This is a genomic window from Streptomyces huasconensis (assembly GCF_021028635.1).
GTDB lineage: Bacteria > Actinomycetota > Actinomycetes > Streptomycetales > Streptomycetaceae > Streptomyces > Streptomyces huasconensis.
Genome location: NZ_CP086119.1, coordinates 6762751 through 6784750, shown reverse-complemented (window position 1 = coordinate 6784750; position 22000 = coordinate 6762751). Strand labels below are relative to the sequence as shown.

13 protein-coding genes and 3 pseudogenes are annotated in these 22000 nt (G+C 68.2%); 8 read left to right on the top strand and 8 right to left on the bottom strand.

From position 1 onward, the window contains the following. Positions 1 to 18 precede the first annotated feature (18 nt). Positions 19 to 1479: an MFS transporter gene (locus J2N69_RS30245; protein ID WP_230903525.1), complete on the top strand. Its 1461-nt coding sequence runs from the start codon at positions 19 to 21 to the stop codon at positions 1477 to 1479. 25 nt (positions 1480 to 1504) lie between these two features. Continuing rightward, positions 1505 to 1948, top strand: a pseudogene (locus tag J2N69_RS30240) (PP2C family protein-serine/threonine phosphatase); the annotation flags it as partial. A gap of 11 nt (positions 1949 to 1959) precedes the next feature. On the opposite strand, the gene J2N69_RS30235 reads toward J2N69_RS30240, so the two are convergent. The 4 genes from J2N69_RS30235 to J2N69_RS30220 all read right to left on the bottom strand — a co-directional run bounded on the left by J2N69_RS30235 (position 1960) and on the right by J2N69_RS30220 (position 10180). After that, positions 1960 to 6810: a DNA repair ATPase gene (locus J2N69_RS30235; protein WP_230903524.1), complete on the bottom strand. Its 4851-nt coding sequence runs from the start codon at positions 6808 to 6810 to the stop codon at positions 1960 to 1962. Between the two features lie 111 nt (positions 6811 to 6921). After that, positions 6922 to 8934: an SPFH domain-containing protein gene (locus tag J2N69_RS30230; RefSeq protein WP_230903523.1), complete on the bottom strand. Its 2013-nt coding sequence runs from the start codon at positions 8932 to 8934 to the stop codon at positions 6922 to 6924. Positions 8935 to 9004: 70 nt separating this feature from the next. After that, positions 9005 to 9634: a hypothetical protein gene (locus J2N69_RS30225; RefSeq protein ID WP_230903522.1), complete on the bottom strand. Its 630-nt coding sequence runs from the start codon at positions 9632 to 9634 to the stop codon at positions 9005 to 9007. 276 nt (positions 9635 to 9910) lie between these two features. Beyond that, a complete protein-coding gene (locus tag J2N69_RS30220) occupies positions 9911 to 10180 on the bottom strand; it encodes a hypothetical protein (protein WP_230903521.1) in 270 nt (89 codons plus the stop codon). A 40-nt stretch (positions 10181 to 10220) separates the two neighbouring features. On the opposite strand from J2N69_RS30220, the gene J2N69_RS30215 reads away from it, so the two are divergent. From J2N69_RS30215 to J2N69_RS30205, 3 genes are all read left to right on the top strand, one after another. After that, entirely contained in the window at positions 10221 to 10358 is a 138-nt protein-coding gene (locus tag J2N69_RS30215) for a hypothetical protein (RefSeq protein ID WP_230903520.1), read from the top strand. Positions 10359 to 10533: 175 nt separating this feature from the next. Next, a complete protein-coding gene (locus J2N69_RS30210) occupies positions 10534 to 11775 on the top strand; it encodes a cation:proton antiporter (RefSeq protein ID WP_230903519.1) in 1242 nt (413 codons plus the stop codon). Positions 11776 to 11919: 144 nt separating this feature from the next. Then, positions 11920 to 13827, top strand: coding sequence for an NAD-binding protein (locus J2N69_RS30205; protein ID WP_230903518.1), 1908 nt, complete (start codon positions 11920 to 11922; stop codon positions 13825 to 13827). Between the two features lie 105 nt (positions 13828 to 13932). On the opposite strand, the gene J2N69_RS30200 is transcribed toward J2N69_RS30205, so the two are convergent. From J2N69_RS30200 to J2N69_RS30190, 3 genes are all read right to left on the bottom strand, one after another. After that, entirely contained in the window at positions 13933 to 14196 is a 264-nt protein-coding gene (locus J2N69_RS30200) for a hypothetical protein (RefSeq protein WP_230903517.1), read from the bottom strand. Positions 14197 to 14209: 13 nt separating this feature from the next. Then, positions 14210 to 15508: a Na+/H+ antiporter NhaA gene (nhaA, locus tag J2N69_RS30195; protein WP_230903516.1), complete on the bottom strand. Its 1299-nt coding sequence runs from the start codon at positions 15506 to 15508 to the stop codon at positions 14210 to 14212. A gap of 260 nt (positions 15509 to 15768) precedes the next feature. Then, a complete protein-coding gene (locus J2N69_RS30190; protein ID WP_230903515.1) occupies positions 15769 to 17307 on the bottom strand; it encodes an alanine/glycine:cation symporter family protein in 1539 nt (512 codons plus the stop codon). A gap of 585 nt (positions 17308 to 17892) precedes the next feature. Here J2N69_RS30190 and J2N69_RS30185 point away from each other — a divergent pair. Further along, on the top strand, positions 17893 to 18276 hold the full coding sequence (locus J2N69_RS30185; protein WP_230903514.1) for a hypothetical protein: 384 nt from the start codon (positions 17893 to 17895) through the stop codon (positions 18274 to 18276). 4 nt (positions 18277 to 18280) lie between these two features. Here J2N69_RS30185 and J2N69_RS30180 read toward each other — a convergent pair whose 3' ends face one another. Then, entirely contained in the window at positions 18281 to 19168 is an 888-nt protein-coding gene (locus J2N69_RS30180) for an endonuclease NucS domain-containing protein (RefSeq protein ID WP_230903513.1), read from the bottom strand. A gap of 452 nt (positions 19169 to 19620) precedes the next feature. Between J2N69_RS30180 and J2N69_RS30175 the strand changes: the two are divergent. Beyond that, a pseudogene (locus J2N69_RS30175) lies at positions 19621 to 20174 on the top strand (IS701 family transposase); the annotation flags it as partial. A gap of 1621 nt (positions 20175 to 21795) precedes the next feature. Continuing rightward, positions 21796 to 21993, top strand: a pseudogene (locus J2N69_RS30170) (CorA family divalent cation transporter); the annotation flags it as partial. Positions 21994 to 22000: the final 7 nt, after the last annotated feature.

Below are 22000 nucleotides of genomic sequence, written 5' to 3'. Positions count from 1 at the left end.
CTGTACGATGAAAAACCGGTGGGCGACGACGGGAGGGCCATGGGGTTTCGCGAAGCGCACGACACCGGCAGCCACGCGGACACGGAACCGGTGGTCGAGAGCGCGGGGCGGGCGGCGGTGTTGTGGCTGGCGTGCGCGGCGCAGTTCATGGTGGTGCTCGACGTTTCGGTGGTGAACGTCGCTCTGCCTTCGATCCAGTCCGCGTTGGGCTTCAGCGCCGTCGGCCTGCAGTGGGTGGTGGGCGGCTATGCGCTGGTCTTCGCCGGGTTTCTGCTGCTCGGGGGCCGCCTGGCAGACGTCTGCGGACGGCGCCGGGTCTTCGTGTGGGGGCTGGTGCTGTTCGCCGCCTCCAGCCTGGTGGGCGGGCTGGCCGCCACTCCCGGCGTGCTGGTTGCGATGCGGGCGGTGCAGGGCCTGGGTGCCGCGGTTCTGGCCCCGGCCACGCTGACGATCCTGACCACGACGTTCACCGAAGGGCCTGTTCGCACACGGGCGTTGGCGATTTGGACGGCGGCCAGCTCGGCGGGCGGGGCGGCGGGCAATCTGATCGGCGGGGTGCTCACCCAGTCGCTGTCCTGGCGGTGGATCCTGCTTATCAACGTGCCCATCGGCGCCGTAGCCGTGCTCGCGGCTCTGCGGCTGCTGCCTGCCGACCGCTCCCGTACACAGTCCGCGAAGCTGGATCTGCCGGGGGCGGTGCTCGCCACTCTCGGTGTCACCGCCCTCGTCTACGGTGTCACCCAGGCCCAGCATCACAGCTGGAGCGGGCCAACCACCCTGACTGGTCTTGCCGTCGGCGCCCTTGCCTTGGCCGCCTTGGCGGTGACCGAAGTGCGGTACGCCGCGGCACCGCTCATGCCGCCGCACCTGGTGCGGATGCGGCCCATCTGGGCGGGTAACGCGGTGATGCTGCTGGCCGGGGCCTGCTTCATCCCGATGTGGTACTTCCTCTCCCTCTATATGCAGAACGTGCTGCGCTACGGAGCGCTGGCCACCGGCGTCGCCTTCCTGCCGCACACCCTGGTCGGTATCGCCGGAGCCCGCCTGGCCCCCGCCGTGATGCGCCGCACCGGGCCTCGGGCTCTGATCGTGCTGGCCGCGCTGCTCGCTGCGGCGGGGTTCGTGTGGCAGAGCCGGATCGGCGCCGACAGCACCTACTGGGAGGGCCTGTTGGGGCCCGCGATCGTGTTGTCGGCCGGGATGGGCCTGCTGATCACCCCGATCACCACCACCGTCACCTCCGGTATCGCCGAGAAGGACGCGGGCGCGGCGTCGGGGCTGATGAACACCACCCGGCAGATCGGCGGCGTGGTCGGCCTAGCCGCGCTGGTCACCCTCGCCTCGCCGACGACCGATGCGCCCGCCTCCTACCGCGCGGTGTTCCTGGTCATCGCGGCCGTGTGCACGGCCGTTGCCGCCCTCGCCTTCGCTCTGCCCGCCCCACCCCGGCGAGAAGCCTCCAGTGCACCGGACCAGTGAGCTCGGAGCGCCGGCTGCTTACCCAGTGCAGCGCGCGGTCGACCGCGAGCTGCAGGGAGAGAAGTTCGTCACGGCGATCCTCGCCGAAGTGGCAGACCGGCACACGATCGCACTGCTCAACTACGGTCACCCCACCCCGATGGTCGTACGACCGGACGGCACCACCTGTTTCCCGGAACCGCCGCAGTACGCGCCGCCGCTGGGCTTGGGACTGCCTGACGTCGCCGGTCCCGCACCATACGAGGTGGACTTCGTGCCGGGTGACCAGGTTCTGCTCTACACCGACGGCGTCAGCGAGGCCCGTGACCACGCCGGCAGCTTCTACCCTCTCGGAGATCACTCCTCTTTCCTCAAGGACGCGGATCCGAGGACCGCTCTGCAGGCAATCCGGACGGATCTTGTACGGCATGCCCGAGGGCCACTGCACGATGACGCCGCAATGCTTCTGCTGCGCTACCGGGAGCACTGAGAAGCGACCGGTCAGCCGGAGTTGCCTCGAGGCCCAGCGGCGTGCCGCGCCTTCGGGTTGGCGAGTGTGTGACGTGGGTCGGCGGCTCTGCTGATGGCGGTCTCGACCGAGGCGACGCGGTCGGCGAGGAGGCCGAGGGCGGCCACGGCCCGGACCAGCGGGTCGTCGTCGGGGCCGCCGAGCGTACGGGCACGGACCTGGGCGGCCTTGATGTCGGCCCAGCGGTCGGACTGTTGCGGAGTGAGTGTGCCGCGCAGCTCCGCGAGCTTGAGGAGGTTGGCCTCCGCACCGGTGGTGAGGGTCTGGGCCTCGCCGGTGTAGTGGTCGTCGATGAGGGCGGCGAGTTCGGCGTCGTTCATGACGGGGTCGATCCTCGCGGCGATCTTGTTCATGTCGCGGTAGGAGCCCTGGAGTCGGAAGGGCGGCTCGGTGCGGGTGTCCTCGGACCGGCCGGCGGATGCGATGTAGGCGGCGTTGACCGCGAGGACCGTTGCGCGGGCGGTGAGCAGGTGCCGGAGCACGGTGACGATGCGTTCCACTTCGGTGGGGGCGTACGGGTGCGTGAGCCTGTCGGTGCGCGCGGTGGGGTCGTTCTCCGCGAGTCGGATCAGCAGGTCCAGGTCGGTGCGGTCGCGCCCGGCGAGTGGGGCGAGGACCGGGTTGGCGGTGAGGGCGTTCTCGACGAAGCTGACGGCGAACGCGTCCTGCTTGCCGGTGAGGATGTCACCGAGGTTCCAGACGTCGGCGCGGTTGGCGAGCATGTCGGGGATACGGAAGCGGGCGCCGGACTCGGTGTAGGGGTTGCCCGCCATACAGACCGCGAATCGTTTGCCGCGCAGGTCGTACGTGCGTGAAGTGCTGTTCCACACGCCCTCCATGCGGCGCTGAGCATCGCACAGAGAGATGAACTTCTGCAGCAGTTCGGGTGAGGTGTGCTGGATGTCGTCCACGTACAGGAAGATGTTGTTGCCGGCCTCGAGCGCGAAGTTGACCTTCTCGATCTCCTGGCGGGCCGTGGCGTTCGGTGCCTCGGCGGGGTCGAGCGAGGTGACGCCGTGGCCGAGCGCCGGGCCGTTCACCTTCACCAAGACCATGCCGAGGCGGTCGGCGACGTACTCCATGAGGGTCGTCTTGCCGTAGCCGGGCGGGGAGATGAGCAGCAGCAGGCCACCTGCTGTGCCCAGTTGTTTGTCGAGGCTGTCGCCGATGAGCGGCAGGTACACCTCGTCGATGAGGCGGTTGCGGACGAAGTCGGCCATGACGCGGGGCCGGTACTCGTCCAGCCGCAGACGGGCCCGTTCGGCCGCGACGAGCTCGGTTCGCCGGGCCTGGTAGGCGCGGAAACCGGGGACGGTCTCGGCGCGGAAGTCGTGGGTGCGGACAAGGAACTCGTCGATGCGGATCGTAAGGCGGCGGCCCTCGACGCGGGGGTGGATGCCGAGGAGTCCGTCGACAGTCTCGGTGAGCGGCGCCGTGTGGTCGTAGCGCCGCAGGTCGGGGCAGAGTTCGACGGCGACCGCCTCTGCCAGGTCGTCGCCGCTCGCGCCGGTCGCGGTCATGTACGAGGACAGCCACGCCTCGACCAGCTGCCGCCGCGCGTCAAGGCGGGAGATGCCTGCCAGGTCCTCCTCGTAGGCCGAACTGGCCACGGCACGGTGGAACTTGTCGAGAAAGGCGCGGGTGGACTCATTGATGACGAACCCGGTGGGCGCGGTGGTGAGTTCCTCGAGGAGGTAGGCGGCGGCCGGTACGCCGATCCGCTCGGCGAGTTCCGCGCGGAGGTCGTCGATGGCGGGCGCGTGGCCGAAGGTGTCGCGTGCCCGGGCGAGCGACACCGCGCGCCGTGTCCAGAGCTGCCGCTCTTCTGGCTCCGTTTCGTACGCCCAGAACAGTTGCGCCGCCGCACGCGCCTCGGGTGTGTGACGCAGGAGGCCTGCGTCCTCGTGGAGGCGCAGCAGGGCGCCGAGGATCAGGGTCGCGTCGTGGTCGTGGACGCCGCGCTCGTACCCTTCGTCGCATGCCGCCTCCGCGGCCGCGCGGATGAGGGCGGGCAGGTCGGCGGCTGCTCGGAGCGCCTCGGGGCCGTGCTCGGCGAGGAGTCGGGCGGCGAGGTGTTCGGCGCGGTAGACCTCGGGGGTCTCGGACGGCAGGAGCTGGTGCCAGTAGGGGCGCAGTTCGGCGAAGGACGGGTCGGTGATCGGCGAACGGTAGTCGGTGCCGGTGAGCGTGAAAGCCATGCTGTCACCGTCCGCCGTAGGGACGAGCGTCAGGTCGAGGGGCTGAGTGTTGACCGCGAAGTGGTGGCGGCCCAGGCGGATGGTGTCGCCGCCGTCCGCGTACAGCTCGGTGCGGTCGCGCAGCGAGCGGGCGGCCTCCTGACGGGCCGCCTTCAGGTGGCCTTCCAGCTCCTCGGCCCGCACCGGGTCGTCGAGTTCGCGCAGTTCGTCGATGGTGTGCCGCACCTTGCCGACCATCGGGTCGGAGGCGAAGTACGTGTTGATCTCGTCGGCGGAGGCGAGCGCGGCCAGGCGGCGCGCGACGGTGTCCAGTACGCGGGTGGCGGAGGTGGCCAGGCGTTCGGCGTGCCAGGCGCGGGTGTCGGCGAGCGTTTGTTTGCGGGAGGCGAACGCGACGTACACCTCGGTGCGTCTGTTGTCGAGCTCGGTCAGGAACTCGTCCGAATCAGTGAACCTCCCCTCCAGGTTCTCCAGTTGGAGGAGAATCCGCGCGAGTTGGTCGTCGCAGGAGTCGGGGGTCGTGGCGGCGGCGAGGGCACCGGTGACGGCTTGGCCGAGCAGGGAGAACTCGGCGGCGAACTCGGCACGTCCCTCGTGCGCGGTCAGTTCGCGGCGGCGAGCGTCCAGCGTGGCGCGAGCCCTGTTGATGCCCGCGAGTACCTCCGCGACGCGCTCCAGGATGCCGGTACGGACGGTCGTGTCGCCGATGTCGAGTCCGGCGATGACCTCGGTGAGGGTCTGGAGCTGCTCGGTCAGCTCCTGGAGTCGGCTCGTGAGGGGGGCCGCCTCGGCGGCGGTGGCGAGTGCGCCGGCTTCGACGGTCAGGCGTTCGATCTCGGCGTGGTGGGCAGCGAAGCCGTCGGGGCGCTCCAGGAAGGCGGCGGCGCGCCGGCCGGCCGAGGCGATGTCGGCGACCAGATCTTCGGCCAGCGCGTCGATGCGTTCCCCGTCCGCGTAACGCATGTCCTTCAGGGTCAGCAGGTGTCCCTGAGCGCGACGCAGTTCCGTGATCCGCTCCACCCACGCGGAGGTGTCGCGCGGGGCCTCCCCGCGAATGCGGCGGACGAGCGAGTCGATGCGTGCGGCCGAGTCGGCGAGCGCGTCAGCGGCCTGCCGCGTCAGGGTCTGCACGGTGTCGAACTCGGCGACGACCTGCCCGGCTGTTCCGCGCACGTCGCCCAACGACGCGCCCAGATCTCCCACCTCGCTGTCACCGAGCCAGTGGTAGGAGTCGGCGGCCTGTACGCAGGCCGCGGCGAGCGCCTCGTACACCTCGGAAGTCGGGGTCGTCTCGGTGACGGCTCGGGCGATGGAGAGGCAGTCGGAGATGCCCCGGACGAGGTCCGCGTTGCCGATGCGCGCCAGCGGGCCCTCCCCCGCCGGGCGGGCTGCGGCGTACGTGTCGGAGACGTAGGGGGACTGCCACAGTTGCAGCGAGTGGACACGTGCGGGTTCCGCGGGGTCAGCGCGCAGGACAGCCAGCAGTCCGTCGTCGAAGAGCGCGTACCCGTGGCAGGACAGCGGGGTGGCGATCTCCTTGCGGATCATGTTGTACGGCAGGAGCAGTGTGCGCCCCTCCACGCGCGCGTGGAACGTGAAGAGGATGTCCTCACCGTTGGGGGAGCGCACCGCGCGCTCGAACTCCAGGTCGTCGGTGTCCAAGGCGTCGAAGGTCTTGTACGCGCCCGTGGCCAGGTAGTAGCCCCCGGGGAAGACGATGCCCTGGTCGTCGGGGAGGCGACGGCACGCCTGCCCGATGCCGTCGAGGCGTATGACGTGCCGGGTGAGGGTGTTGAAGACGAGGTGGCGCCAGGCGTCCTCCTTGTAGGGGCGCACGCGCAGCAGGATGAGCGGGCCCACGCGCGCGTGGGCCACGTCCGCGTCGGCGAGGGACTGCAGTGGTTCCTCGACCGGCTCCTCGTAGACGCCTTCCCCTGTCTCGGTGTCGTTCTCGACCTTGACGGTGAGAGTGCCGCCGGCCGTCCCCACGAAGACGTCACCTTCGATGGAGAGGTGAGGGTGGCGGCCCAGGACGTGGTCCTCGCGGGTCGTCTCCGTCCAGGTGAAGTCGTGCACGGGTGGGAAGACGTGGTCGCGCTCGCCGCGCGCGTCCAGGAACTCGACCCGCCCGTCGGCCGGCAGCGCCCAGCGAAGGACCCTGATGTCGTCGGCCTTCTCACCGGTCCGGAAGACGGCGAGGACCTTGCCGTCGACATGCCGGAGCTGGAGGAGTCTGGCGTCGCGGTAGTAGCGGAAGAGCGCGACGAATTCGCGAACGAAGTCCGGATCGTCGAGGAGCCCGGGAACCGCGTCGTCGGGGAGGCGGTTCAGCTCTCGGTCGTACAGCGCGAGGACGTCGCCGACGGCGGTCTCGGGCTTCCGGCCGACGTGGACGTGGTGGCCGAGGAGCAGGGTGTCGCCGATGGCGATGATGTCGCGCGGCACGCACGGCTGTTGGGTGCGGATGCTCTCCGTGCCCGTGAGCGTGAGCTCGGTGGAGCCGAAAGCGGCCACGCGGCGGTCGTTGAGAGCGGTGGCGCGCTCGGCCAGTTGCCGGGCCTGCGCCACCAGGCGGTCGCGCAGCACGTCGTACGTTCCCGCGTCCAGACCGGTCCCGCTCTCCATGTCCGACTCCCCTTGCCGTGTTCCTGCGTTCCGTGTTCTTGCGTTCCGTGTTCTCGCGTGTGAGAAGGCCGGGGCCGCTCACCCCCGTGGAGCGTCCCCGGCCGGTCTGTGTCAGCTCTTGAGGGAGCCGTTCAGCTCGGCGACCGGCATGTCGGCGAGCCCCAGCTGCCGTGCCTTCTCCAACAGTTCGCGCACGGGCCCGGACTGTTCGCCGCCGCCCTTCATGAGCTTCACCAGCAGGGCGGAGACGGTGAGGTTCTGCACGTCGGCCGTGGAGACGGAGCCGAGCAGCCGGGACAGGTCGTCGGTGAAGCTCGCCGTGCCGTCCAGCCACGGTCCGGCGAGGGCCTGCGCGGTCTCGGAGTTCTGGACGAATCCGTCGATGCTCTTGCCGAGCGAGATGGAGGAGACAAGCCTGTCGAAGAAGACGGACTCGCCGCCGACGATGCTGATGTCGGCGTTCTCCAGGCCGGTGGCCAGAACCGTCGCCTGCGCCTCGGCGACCTGCCGCTGCACGTCGATCCCCGCCAGGCGGATGTCCTTCTCCGCCTCCAGGCGGAGCCGGTACTCCTCGTGGGCGCGGGATGCCTCGTCCAGCGCCGCCATCGCGGCGGCCTTCTCGGTCAGGCCCGCGGCCTCGGCCTTCAGCTTGGCCTCCACGCCCTCGGCCTCCGCGCGCATCCGGGCTCCGGTGGCCTCGGCTTCGGCGCGGCCCGCCTTCTCGATGGCGTCGGCCTCCTTCTCCCGGACCTGTACGGCCGCGAGCCCCTCCGCCGCGCACTCGGCCTGCACGCCCTCCGCGAGCCGCAGCTTGGCCTGGGCGTCCAGATCAGAGGCCTTCAACCGGGCCTCGGCAAGCGTGATTTCCTCTGCCGCCCGATGGGTGGCGGCCTGCTCCGCGGCCTCCGCCGCCTTGATGCTCTTGACCAAGCCCTCCTGCGCCTCCGCCTCAGCGGCGATGACGACGGCCTGCCGCTCGCGCTCCGCCTCCTCCACGGTGCGCAGCTTCTTGATGGACTCCTCCTGCTCGGCGACCGTGCGGTCCACGGCGACGCGCTCGCGTACGACTTCTGCGATCTCCCGCTTCTCCGCCTCGACTTCCTTCTCGGCGGCGATGCGGGTCAGTTCGGTCTCCCGGTCCCGGGCGATGACCTCGAGGAGCCGGTCCTTCTCGATGCGCTCGTTCTCGATGGCGATGACCCGCTCACGATTCTTCTGCGCGACGGCCACCTCACGGGCCTGGTTCTCCCGCTGCACGCCGAGCTTCTCCTCGGTGGCGAGGAACGCGCTCTGCGCGCGCAGCCGCTCCTCCTCCATCACCCGCGCGGTCTCGGCCTCCTCCCGGGCCCGTACGGTGTCGACCTCGCGCTTCTGCTTGATCTCCGCGTCGGCCTGGCGGCGCTCCAGCTCCAGGATCGCTTCGCGGGCGTCGACGTTCTGCCGGGTGATCTCCTTCTCCTCGTGCCGCGTGTATTCGTTGGTGCGCACGTGCTCGACGGCCGTCAGTTCCGTGATCTTCCGGATGCCCTGGGCGTCCAGGATGTTGGACGGGTCGAGCTGGTTCAGCGGCGTCTGCTCCAGGTGGTCGATCGCCGCGTCCTCCAGGCTGTAGCCATTCAGGTCGGTGCCGATGACCTGGATGATGCGGTCCCGCAGCTCGTCGCGCTTGGTGTACAGGTCCGCGAAGTCCATCTGCTTGCCGACGGTCTTCAGCGCTTCGGAGAACTTCGCGTTGAACAGCTCCTGCAGCGTGTTCTGGTCGCTGGCGCGCGCCGTACCGATGGCCTGCGCGACCCGGATCACGTCCTCGACCGTCTTGTTGACCCGCACGAAGAACGAAATGCGTATGTCGGCCCGGATGTTGTCCCGGCAGATGAGGCCGTCACGACCGGTCCGCATGATGTCGATGGTCTTCACCGAGATGTCCATGACCTCGGCCTTGTGCAGTACCGGCAGGACGACCTGCCCGGTGAAAGTGACGTCGACCTTCCGCATCTTCGAGACGATCAGCGCCTTGCCCTGCTCGACCTTGCGGAACAAGCGGGTGACCGTGAACAGCAGGACGATGACGATGAGCAGGACAGCGGCGACGGACACGCCGATGCCCAGGGTGATGGCGTCCATGGTGAAGTCCTCAAGGTTCCTGGGGCGTCGATGCCCAGTGAGCGACGAGTGGAGCGTGCGGGGCGGCCCGTCAGCGACCGGCGCGCGGGTGACCGGGATCCAGCGACGCCGCGTAGGGCGTGGCCCAGAAAAACTCGCCGGTGTCGTCGTACGCGTACAGCAGCGCACTGCAGCCTGCGGTCAGCACGCTCTCGCGGGCCTGCGGGTTCTGCCTGACCTGCACGAGGGCGACGGCGCCGTCCTTGGACGCGACCTCGGCTTGGCCGAAGCCCGCGTCCACCCACCCCGTGCGGATGGTGCAGACCGACCCGATGAAGTCCTGCCGGGACGGCCCGGGTTCATCGGGGAAGAGCTTCGCCAAGGGACGTACGAGTACGCGTGCCACCCCCCAAGCCACCGGCAGGGACAGGAGCAGCAGCACAAGGCCAGCCGCGGCGCGGGCGAGCCCGGTCAGTTCGGCCCTGCCGATGAGCACCGACCCGGCAAAGGCGCTGAACCACGCCACCACGACCGTCATCGAGACCACCACGGTCACCGGCACCCCGCCGAGCCCCACCATGCCGAGGTCCGCGTCGGAGTCGAAGCTGCCCGCTTCAGCCCCGCCGAGCACGACCAGCAGCCAGAAGCCGAGGACGACCACTAGGGCAGAACTGAAGATGACGGCCGGAAAACCTGTGGCTGCCTCCAGAAACTCCGGCATCCGTCCATCTCCCTCACGCCTCCGCAGCTCCGACCCCAATGCGGATCACGCTTCCGTAACCCGGCATCGGGGCCAGGCCCCCGTTCCTGCCGGACTCATACTGACCTGGCATCCCGTATCAGTTCACTGCCGCGTTCCGGCAATCTTTACGCGCTATTGATGCCGGGCACGGAAGCCCGGTCGCCGTCCGTGGCGTGGTGCACCCGGATGCCAGTTGTTGAGGTCACGGTGGTTGACACGGACCGCGCCAACGGCCACTAGGACGGCAGCATCCGCTCACTGGAAGCCGTACTTGAGGGGTTCACGGCCGCTGTAGTAGTGGAAGAGCGAGAGGTTGGCGAGCCAGCCGGTGCTGAGCTGCGTGGCGAAGGTGTGGGCCCCGTACTCGAGGACACGGATCGCCGCGGTGACGGTGAGGACGATGGCAGGACGGCACGACGGCCCAAGGCAAGCCCCCCGGCCAGTGGCCAGTGCGCCGAAGCGATGGAGGACGAGTCCGGTTCGGGTGATCGGATGGGCGAGGAGCAGGTCGGGTTGACAGGCCACCTCGTCGCCCGCAGTTCGCGGCCACGCATGGGCCACCCTGATGAGCAATCAGAACGCGATGCCCGCGGTCATGTGCGCCTCGGCCGCCGAGGGCATCAAGGCGGCGAGGGAAGCCAGCATCGCCGGACAGCGCCTGCACGAGATGCGAGACTTCCACGACTTCTGCGGCGCGAAGTGACCGCCCTGATCGACACCTGGCGCACGCGGTACGACGCCCGGAACCGATGCCGCCCCGGCGCCCATCAAGAACTTGTCAAAGCCGCGTAAAGAACGTGTAGGGTTCCCCTCGGTGTGCCGGGAAGCCTGGTCGGCGTCTTGAGACAAGTCTCTTCGCAGATCGGGGAATTCCGGCCATGGTGCTCATCATCGTCTTCGGAGTCGCACTGCTCATCGCAGTGCTGCTGTCGGGTCTCGCCGCCCGCACGGTGCTTTCCACCTCCTTCCTCTTTCTCGTCGGCGGTGCTCTTGTCAGCGACGGCTTCCTCGGCCTGATCCACATCACCCCGGACAGCGAGATCGTGTCGGTGACGGCCGATCTCGCCCTGTTCGCGGTGCTGTTCACCGACGGCATGCACGTCTCCTTCCCCAAGCTCCGCGCCAACTGGAAGAACCCGGCACGAGCCCTGGCACTCGGCATGCCGCTGGCATTCATCGCCATGGCCCTGGTCTCCCACTACCTGGTCGGCCTGGACTGGACGACGTCGTTCCTGGTCGGGGCGGTACTTGCGCCGACCGACCCGGTGTTCGCCTCGGCGATCGTGGGCCGAAAGGAAGTCCCTGCCAAGCTACGGCAATTGCTGAATGTGGAGAGCGGTATCAACGACGGTCTGGCGCTGCCTGTCGTCCTCATCCTCATCGCGGCGGCCGGCCCCACCTCGGGTCATGCCGAGTCATCACTGGGGAAGATCGGCCTGGAGCTGCTGCTCGGCCTCGTCTTCGGTGTCGCCCTGCCGATGTTTGTCATCGCCCTGGTCCGCTTCCGCGTCCTCGGCGCCGAACCCAAACTGCAGCCCTTGCTGCCGCTGGCCATCGGCGTGATCCTTTACGCGCTGTGCCACCTCACCCATGCCAACCCCTACCTCGCCGCGTTCTCGGCGGGCGCGGTCCTCACGGCCCGCTCCATCGAGGCGAAGGAAGCATTCGAGCCCCTGGGCGAGTCACTTGCCGAACTGGCGAAGTTCGCAGCACTGCTCGTGTTCGGCGCGCTGCTCACCCCGAGCCTCTTTGGAGACCTGTCCCTCGGCGGGTACGTCGCCGTGGTCCTGGCCATCGTGTTGATCCGTCCCGCCTCGCTGCTGCTCTCCCTGATCGGCACCCGGTTCACACGTCAAGAGAAACTGGTGGCTGCCTGGTTCGGGCCCAAAGGCTTCGCCTCGGTCGTCTACGGACTACTGGTCCTGCAGGCCGGAATCCCCGAGGGCGAGGAGGCGTACACCGTCATCGCCGTGTGCATCGCCTTTTCCATCGTGGCGCACAGCAGCACCGACGTACCCATCGCGCGCCTCTTCGACATCGACGAGCCCACCGACGAGGCCGTGCCCGCCGCCCGCTCCGGCGAGTCCTCGACCACCAAGGACAGCCCCGGTGGCACGTGACGATGCCCAGCCCTGCCCGTCCGTCCGTCGCCGTGGGAGAGGAAACGAGTGGTGAACGAAGGGAACCAGCAGGCGGCCCCTCGCGCTCCACGTGGTGCGTCCGCTCTTCCCCGCCAGACGCCTCAACGCCCACCGACAGGCCACATGATTGTCTGCGGCGACGACGCGCTCGCCGAACGGCTGGCCGCGGAACTGCACACCGTCTACCGCAAAGACGTCACTGTTGTCGTGCCCTCCGCACAGGCAGACGGCGGCTCGCGGACAGGTTCGGTCGGTCGCCCCGCCACCGCTCTACTGGGCCGGGTCCAAGCCATGATGAACCGATCCCCCCGCGGCCCCGGTCCCGAAGAAGGGACGCGAGAACCGCGAGTGTTTGAAGCTCCGGAACCCGACGAAGCGACACTGACCGAGGCGGGGGTGCGTGGGGCCGCCGCGTTGGCGCTCGTCTACGACGACGACGAGAGGAACATTCACGCCGCGCTCGCCGCCCGCCGCCTCAACCCCCGTCTCCGTCTGGTGATCCGGCTCTACAACCGCAAGCTCGGCCAGTACTTGGAGGAGCTCCTCGACCAAGCCGCAGCGGTCGCTGCCCCCGGCCTCGACCTGGCGGCACTGGACACCTCCACCACCGTCCTGTCCGACGCCGACACCGTCGCCCCGGCCCTCGCGGCCACCGCCGTCGCCGGGACCAGCAAAGTCGTCCAAGCCGACGGACTCCTGTTGCGCGCGGTGGAGCGCACCCCGCCGGGCCGGGACGAGATCGCCGATCCTGGCCTGTGCACCCTCGCCCTGCTGTCGGCCACCACCAGCGACCCGGCAGGACAAGAGGGCTCCGACGAAAGCGATCAAGGACAGGGGCCCCTGCTGCTGCCCGACGACCGCACGGTGACCGCCGCGACAGGGCGGGGCACAGTCGTCCTTGAGGCCGTCTCCCACGTCGGGCCCACGCTGCCACCGGGACGCCTCGCAGGCCGGGCCCTTCCCTTCAGCTCGTTGTTCTCAGCACGCCTGCGCTGGTCACTCGCGGGGCTCGTGGCCTGCGTCCTCGGCCTGGCGGTGGCGAACTGGCTGACGGTCCCGGGTACCCATCCGCTGCACGCCGGCTACCTCACCCTGCTCGACCTCTTCGCCATCGACGACCCCGCCCTCGGCGAAGCCACCTCCCGCCAGATCCTCCAACTCCTGGCCGGCCTCGCGGGCCTGCTCCTCCTGCCCGTTCTCCTGGCCGCCGTTCTGGAAGCCCTGGGCACATTCCGCAGCGCGGCCGCACTGAGACGTCCGCCGCGCGGTCTCTCCGGCCACGTCGTCCTGCTCGGCCTCGGGAAAATCGGCACTCGCGTGCTCGCGCGGCTGCACGAACTCGGCATCCCCGTGGTGTGCGTGGAGGAGGACCCCGAGGCCCGCGGCATCCCCCTGGCCCGACGCCTGAGGGTGCCCACCGTCATCGGCGACGTCACCGACGAAGGCGTCCTGGAATCCGCGAAGATCCACCGCGCGCACGCACTGCTCGCCCTCACCAGCAGCGACACCACCAACCTCGAAGCGGCCCTCTACGCACGCTCGGTCAAGCCCGACCTCCGCGTGGCGCTGCGCCTGTACGACGACGCGTTCGCCACCGCCGTGTACCGCACTCTGCGCGCCGCGCATCCTCAGGCCCTCACCCGCAGCCGCAGCGTCTCCACTCTCGCCGCGCCGGCTTTCGCGGGCGCGATGATGGGACGTCAAGTCCTTGGCGCTATCCCCGTGGAGCGCAGAGTCCTGCTTTTCGCCGCTCTCGATGTGGCCGGGCACCCCCGGCTCGAAGGGCGCACGGTTGCCGAGTCCTTCAGGGCCGGGGCGTGGCGCGTCCTGGCCCTGGACTCCGCCGCACCCGACGAACGCCTCCCGGACTTGGCATCCGCTCCCGCCGACGAAGGCGAACACTCCACCGGCCTGCTCTGGGACCCACACCCCGGCTACGTCCTTCAGCCGCAGGACCGGGTCGTCATCGCCGCGACCCGCCAGGGCCTTGCCGACCTCCTCCGATGGGACCACCGAGCCCACCAGCCATAGACGCCCCTGGCCCCCTTTACGAACGCTGCACCAGCGGGCCCGCGACCGCGCACCGCTGGCCATCGCATGATCCCGGTTTTCCTGCTTCCGTCGCGCTTCACCGGGTCAGGCACCCGGGCCCTGTCGCCCGACCAGGTAGGCCACAAGCACGCCTACGAGTCCCGCCCACGCGAGTGTGCCGTGTCCGGCGTAGGACCAGCCCATGACAACCAGACACAAGGCCGTCACCGCACCGGAGAGCACGGCCTTGCGTTGATTGAGGAAGCCCCACTCCTGGCGAGCGCTGCCCGGGATCCTGATTTCGTGCAAGGCCGTTCTGATGACCAGAGCGGCGGCGATGACCGCCGCGGGCAGCAGAGAGGTGTCCATGAAGGGCTTTCTGTCAGCGTTCGGCGGTATCGGCCCGCTGGTAGATGTCGGGGATGCCGTCGTGGTCGTCGTCGCGGGTCTCCTCGTCATGCAGGCGCCGGTACACGCCGTTGCGCCGCTTGATGAGGAGAGCCGCGAAGGCTGCGGCGATGAGGGAGCCGGCCAGCACCGCGGCCTTGATGTGCTCGACGACGGCCGGGGTGGGGAAGGCCAGTTCGCCGATGAGAAGGGCGACTGTGAAACCGATCCCGGCCAGCACCGCGAGTGCGAAGACGTCCGCCCAGGCGAGATCCGGGTTCAGCTTGGCCCGAGTGAAGCGCACAGCCAGGTAGGTGCCGAGGAAGATGCCGAAGGTCTTGCCGATGACAAGGCCGAGGACCACGCCCAGCGGCTCCGGCCGGGTGAACACCTCCCCCAGGGCCGCGCCTGAAATGCCGACGCCGGCGGCGAAGAGCGCGAACAGGGGAACCGCCACGCCCGCGGAGACGGGATGCAGCAGGTGGGAGGCCCGTTCGGCGGGGGAAGCTGTCTCGCCCTTGTCGCGGGTGGTGCGCAGGATCAGGCCGATGGCGACGCCAGCGACGGTGGCGTGGACGCCGCCGTTGTACATCAGCGCCCAGATGACGACGCCGAGTGGGACATACCACCACCAGCCGTGCACGCGGAAGCGCTGGAGGAGGTAGATGACCCCCAGCCCGGCGAAGGCGCCGCCGAGAGCGGCGAAGTCGAGGTCGCTGGTGAAGAAGATCGCGATGATCAGGATAGCGCCGAGGTCGTCGACGACGGCGAGGGTGAGCAGGAAGGCGCGGAGCGAGGCGGGCAGGTGGGTGCTGAGGACGGCGAGGACGGCCAGTGCGAAGGCGATGTCGGTGGCCATGGGCACGGCCCAGCCCTCCAGGCTGCCTCCGCCCGCCGTGACCGTGACCGCGTAGACGGCGGCGGGCACGATCATGCCGCAGAGGGCGGCGACGACCGGCAGCGCCGCGGTGGCGGGGGTGCGGAGTTCACCGACGACCAGTTCACGTTTGAGCTCGATGCCGGCGACAAGGAAGAAGATGGCCAGCAGTCCGTCGGCGGTCCAATGCTCCACGGACAGGTCCAGGCCCAGGGCGGGTATGCCGAAGTGGAAGTCGCGTATCTGCTCGTATATCCCGCTCCACGGGGTGTTCGCCCACACCAGCGCCACCACAGCAGCCGCGAGGAGGACCAGACCACCAACCGTTTCCGTCCTCAACGCCTGCACTACCGCGTTGCGCTCAGGCAGCGGCAGGAGGCCGAGGAAGGGGGAACGCTCACCGGGCGCGGCAGACATCGGGGAAATCCTCCTGGGCATCGACATGAGGGCATGAGGGCCCTAGGACGCCGACCAGACTTCCCGGCACACCGCGCGCCGAACATGGCCGCTTAAGGCGGACCGTTGACGCGTTCTTTACACCCTAACGGGCCCACCCGCCCCTCGCCAGGCCGCATTTTCCCTGCTGAGACGGCATGCCGGGGCATGGCGAGCGGGCCCGTCCACACCAGGCGTCAAGGTGTGGGCGGGCCCGCTCAGGAGCCGGGCCGCGGGGGCGGTCAGACGGTGGTCTTCACCGACTCCTGGTCTTCGTCGGCCTCGGTGACCTCGCCGGCTTTGCGAGCGCGGACGAACTCCAGGAAAGAGTGCAGCTCGCGCTTGACGACCGGGCCGAGAAGGTACAGGCCGATGATGTTGATGACGGCGAGCATGAAGAGCACGGCGTCGGCCATGTCGATCAGGGTCTGCAGCGTCAGGAGCGATCCGGCGATCGCGAACAGGGTGTAGACGACTTTGTACGTCAGCTCGCTGGCCGCGCTGCGGCCGAACAGGTGCGTCCACGCCTTGAGGCCGTAGTAGCCCCATGTCAGCACGGTGGAGATGGCGAACAGCAGCACCGCGACAGTGAGGATGTACGGGAACCAGGGCATGACCGTGCCGAAGGCGTCCGACGTGATGGTGACGCCGCCGATGGAATCCGGGTCCTTGCGGGCCTCGGCCCAGCTGGCGGGGTTGGCGATGACGATCGTCAGGGCCGTCATCGTGCAGATGACGACGGTGTCGATGAACGGCTCCAGCAGAGCGACCAGGCCCTCACTGGCGGGGTGCTTGGTCTTGACTGCCGAGTGGGCGATCGGCGCGGAGCCCAGGCCGGCCTCGTTGGAGAAGGCGGCCCGCTTGAACCCGATGATCAGTGCACCGAGGACACCACCTGCGACACCCTGGGGGTTGAACGCACCCTCGAGGATCGTGCCGATCGCGGCCGGGAGCGCGGTGACGTGGGTCAGGATGACGACCAGGCAGGCCGCGATGTAGATGCCGGCCATGGCGGGCACGAGCCTGCTGGTCACGCTGGCGATCGAGCGGATGCCGCCGAGGAGCACGATGCCGACGAGGGCGGCGATGAGGATGCCGAAGAACAGCGCGCCGGCGGAGGAGCCCGTCACGCCGTTCTCGCCGCCGGTGACGGAGACGAGCTGGGCGTAGGACTGGTTGACCTGGAAGAGGTTGCCGCCGAAGAGGCCGAAGAACAGGATCATGAAGGAGGCGAGGACGCCGAGGACCTTGCCGAGGGTCTTGCCGTTCTTGCCGAAGCGGTCGGCCAGCCCCTTGGGCAGGTAGTGCATCGGGCCGCCGGAGACGGTGCCGTCGGCGTGCACCTCGCGGTACTTCACGCCCAGGGTGACCTCGACGAACTTGGTGGCCATACCCAGCAGGCCGCACAGGATCATCCAGAAGGTGGCGCCGGGGCCGCCGATGGAGACGGCGACGGCCACGCCGGCGATGTTCCCCAGGCCGACGGTGCCGGAGACGGCGGCGGTCAGCGCCTGGAAGTGGTTGACCTCACCGGCCGACCCCTTCTCGTCGTACTTCCCGCGCACCACGTCGACGGCGAGCTTGAACTTCCTGACCTGCACAAGGCCGAACCAGGCGGTGAAGACAAGACCTGCGATGACAAGCCAGGCAACGATGAGCGGCAGCTCCGTACCGGCGACGGGGACGGAGTAGAAAACGACGTCCCCGAGCCAGGTGGCTATGGGCTCGAAGAAGCCGCTGACGGCCTCGTCGACGGAGGTGGTGATGGAGTCGAGTGACACGGTGGCTACCTCGATGGCGCAGGACCGGCGCTGGGATGGCGCCGGAAGATGTGCGGTCTTTGAGCGAACGCCGTTGTCCGATCGGCGACCCTGGGCTCACGTACCGCGGACTCGGAACGTGATCACCCTGGTCGTACTGCCGGTGCGTGCCGGCCACTCCGAGTTGCGGCGAGGGGTGGTGCCACCTGCGGAGTTGCGCAGTTCTACCACGACTTTTACGAATCCTTTAGTGACGCAAGTCACATCACCATGTGTAATATTCGAAACCCCCAGCGAACGCAACCAGACCGTTATTCAGACAGGCTGGTCCGTTCATCGGACACTCATCCGGGTGCCGCATGCACCCTTCCATCCCGCCGCACCAGCACCCGGCTCGAGAACGCGACGGATCTTCGAGCACCTCAATGCACTGCTGCGGCGCCGGGTCCGCGAGGAAGAGGACCGCAACGCGGAGTCGACCGGCTTCGTGATCGACGCGCAGAGCGTGAAGACCTCGACCATTACCCCCTTCGTGCACAGGGCACTGACGGGGCAAACGGATCGTGGGCCGCAAGCGGAGCATGATGCTTCGGGTACCACTTCTCGGTGTCTCTGTGGGAAGCGCTGCGCGATACTCGCCCTGTGGAATGGCGCGAGCAGGTAGAAGCGGCAGAACAGATCGGTGATTGGGATGCAGCCATTTCGCTGGTAAGCGCTCGCGCCGAGTGCTACTCCACCGAGTTTCTCGCGCACGACAACCATCTGTGGCACATGGATCTGCTCGTTCGTGCGGAGCGATTCGACGAGCTCACCGAACTCGCGCTCACAGACGTCCACGCGCGCCGACGACTCAACAGATCGCTTCACGAACGCGGGATGGACACAGCGCTGCACCGCCGCGCCAAGGCTGGCGACAGTGGCGCCTTGTATCACCTTGTGAAGTTGCTGTGCGGAAGGGAGCGAGCTTCAGGCGGCCCACGAAGCGGTTGAGTGTCTATGCCGCGGCGTAGCTGAGGCGGAGAAGGTCTTCAGCGCGCTCCAGATCGCGCTCCGTACGCAGCTGCAGTTCCAGGTCTCCCGTGCCGTGGTGGCCGAGCCCCGTCACGTCTCGGGTGAAGCCGGGAACGAGGTCGACCTCCTTCGGGTCGGCCTTGAGGTAGACGAGAAGCTTGGTCTGCTGGGGCGGGCAGACGCTGGCGAAATTCCGCAGCCGTCGGTAGGCGCGGTACTGCTTGCGCTGTACCCGAGTGACGCCGTCCCCGAGTCCGACCAAGACCTCGTCGACCGCCCGGGCCAGCTCGGCCATCGCACCGCCCTGGCTCCGGGCCAGCACCCCGGCCGCTCGTCGGCGTACCCGCTTGGCCAGAGCCGAGTGCCCCGTGACGGAGGCTACGGTCTCCAGGCCGAAGTGGTCGCTGCCGAGGTACCGATAGCGGACCAGGTCGATCGAGCGTCGGTGCTCGCGTACGGCATGCGCGTCGTAGCGGGTGAAGTCGCCGGCCACACAGATCAGCCGGGGTGCGCTCCACAGGATCTGGGAGGCGGCTGTCACCCCGAGACGGTCGCGGACCAGGTTCCGGAAGGCGTCCTTGTGATTCGTCAGCCAGGCCATGTAGTAAAGGCCCTGGTTGATCACGCCTGCGTCGGTGCCGCGCTTGTACTCGACGATCACGGGTGCCCCGTTCTCATCGAGGCCCAACGAGTCGATCCGCCCGCCATCGACGCAATCGATGACGTACTCGCTCGCCAAGAAGGTGACGCCCAGCATCGTCTCCATGTGCGCCTCGACGAGGTCCTGCACATCCGCCTCAACCTCAGCAAGATGCGGCGTGACCTCGGTCACGCTGCTATTTGTCGTGTGGAACAGCTTCAGGCCCGACACCTTCCCCTCCTCGGCTCGGAGATCACCAACGCCGAGAAGGTGCAGGTTGTTTCCGCGCAAGGCTTCGGAGGCGTGAAGATAGTGTGAGATCCTGCGTACGGCCTGGCTGGAGGCAGCTCGCGTCCCCCAGCCACCAGGGATCTAAGGTTCCCCCATGTGTCCCCCACGCTCCGGGGGACAGCGCCTGGAAGCTGCGTTTACGCAGGTCAGCCCCCGTAGCTCAGTGGATAGAGCACGTGCCTTCTAGCACCTACTCTGCACATCTTCGCGGCTGGGCATCGCACATCCGCCTCCAGGCCGAGAGGTTCTATTGTCCACTCACACGCGGGGTTCACCATTGAGCGGTTTCTGTATCAGTTGGCTCTGCGCCAGCAGTGAGCTGCGGCCGTGCGTGCACTAGCAGTGCTTCGGTAGGTCTTTCCGTTGGTGCTGATCAGGCGCATGTTGGATGTGTGGACGCGCATGAAGTAACCGTTTGCGGGCTGCGTCGGGGCTGGTCGTAGCCGATGTGTTCGCCTCGGTGCCACGCAAGGATCAGCTGGCCAAGGGCGAATGCTATCTGCGGGGCCTGATGCTGGCCGGCCGACGCGAGTCGATCCAGCCGATGACTGAACGGCTGCCGGACGGCGATACGCAAGCCCTGCAGCAGTCCATCATCCAGCCTCCGTGGGACTGGACGCCGGTACGCCGGCGGATCACCAAGCGACTGTGCCAGGTGATCCAGCCGGAGGTGTGGGCGGTCGATGATGTGTCGTTTCCCAAGTGCGGGCGAGCATCGGTGAGGGTGTCACGGCAGTACCGCGGAGCATTGGGCAAGCGGGCCAACTGCCAGGTCGCGGTCAGCGTGCATGCTGCCACCGATGCTGCGTCCTGCCCACTGGAATGGGACTTGTCCCCCGGGGAACAGGCAGATGATCACCAGCACAGGCGACGGGCCGGGGTGCCCGACGATGTCGCGCACGTGTCCAAGGCCCGTCTGGCCCTGGGCGTGCTGGACCGGCTGGCTGCCCTTGACCAGGCAACACGGCTGAGGTAACACACTTAGAGTTGCTTCGGGCGGTACCCGGCTGACAATTAAAAGGGTCAATCACGCCCTACTAATGTCAACCGGTTGCTACCGTGAGGGCCACGCACACCTCAAAGTTGGAATGTGAGAGTGCAGAGCGGAGAGCAACCGCTCACGACCACGAACAGAGGAGTTTGGCGCCGAACTGCTGGTCAACCAGCAGCCCGACGCCGATGGATAGCCGAGACCTTGCCGCCATAGCCTTGTCTCGCCTGTCCGGGTGGGTGAGTGGTCAGCTGGTCCAGCGGTCAATCATCCAGAACAACACCTGGATCGTTACCGAAGCGGCCAGTTGGCCCCACTTTCCCCTGTGCGGCGGGTCGGATTGCCTGGGCTCGCCGGACCCTCGCGAGTTCACCACAGTCCCTCACTTCCACGGCACCCTCGGCTGGTGTGCCTGTCGATGAATAAGCCGAGGAGGCAAGGGAGTTGATGCTCTCGCGGAGCAACCATACGAGAACCACGGCTGCCGCGAAGGGAGTTGCGGACATCCATCGCCCTGTGGGTAGCCCTGTCGAAACGGCCTGGTAAGGAAACGACCCAACGAGCCCACCGCTGGCCTCTCGATCACGGGGAACAGGGGGAACTGGACCAGAGTTGTATCCGGTGTCGCGATCACTCTGTTGCGGTCGTCGGCTGCTCGCGCGAGAGCGACAAATCCACAGAGGGGGAGCAGCGAGCCAAGCACCTGGAGCGGGTGCGCGAAACCTACGAGCTTGGGCGCAGCCAGGGTCTGTCGATACAGCGCCAGAACAGCAACGAGGGCACCGCTCCCCGGCCTATGCGAGTCCCAGCGAGCGCGAGGCGCGGTGGGACAAGCTCGGTGAGCAGCGCGAGACCGCCGGCGACAGGGCCGGTTCGTGCCTGCGGGCCGGAAGAACCCGTCTCCACCGCCGGAGAGAGGTCGGCCGCTGCCTCGGCATGGGAACCTCGACGGGCAGACCGGCGAGATCACCCAGAACGCGCAATGCGACCACGCCCCGGGCGTCACGCTTGTTGCTGTGCCGCGGACCGGTCAGGTCGCCGTCTCGCCGTCGGCGATGCAGGTGATAGGAGACCGGAACAGCACCGCGCCTCCGGGCTTCTGCTCCTCCTTGAACTGCGGGAGGACGAACGCCGCACCTGTGGGTGCCGATGGCGTGCCATAGCCGACGGAATGTCGTTGCCACCGAATGCTTGCCCCGCCCCGCACGCCATCATCGGCCCTCCGGCCCGCCCGGTTCATGACGCGCAATGTCCGGAAAGCTCTGTCGCCGAGACCAGATCGTCGACCGCAAGCAGTCGGCCGATGAACTGTCACGGACTCAGGCCACACCCGTTCAGCGAGCACGTACAGTGAAGGGCGCGCGGAACCGGCGCCTAACCGGTGAGCAATGTTTGCACTCCGTTTGCACCCTCAGCGAGGGACCACGCCTGGGGAGAATCTGGGGAGTTTGGACTGCCCTGGGGAGCGCCGGGGGAGAACCGACCACGTAAAGCTGGCGAACCCTGAAAGCGCCTGAAAGGTGCTCCCGCCCAGGCCAGAGGGCCCGCCGGGCGCATAACCCCAGGTCAGAACCTCCAGGGCGAAGACTTCAAGAAGATCTCCTCGTGGGCGGCCATCCTGTTTGCACCCACACTCGTGGGAACGATCTACGGCATGAACTTCGACCACATGCCGGAACTGCACTGGGTGTACGGCTACCCCTTCGCCATTCTGCTGATGGCAGTGGTGTGTTCGAGCCTGTACGTGATCTTCAAGAAGCGAGACTGGCTGTAGAAGCCCC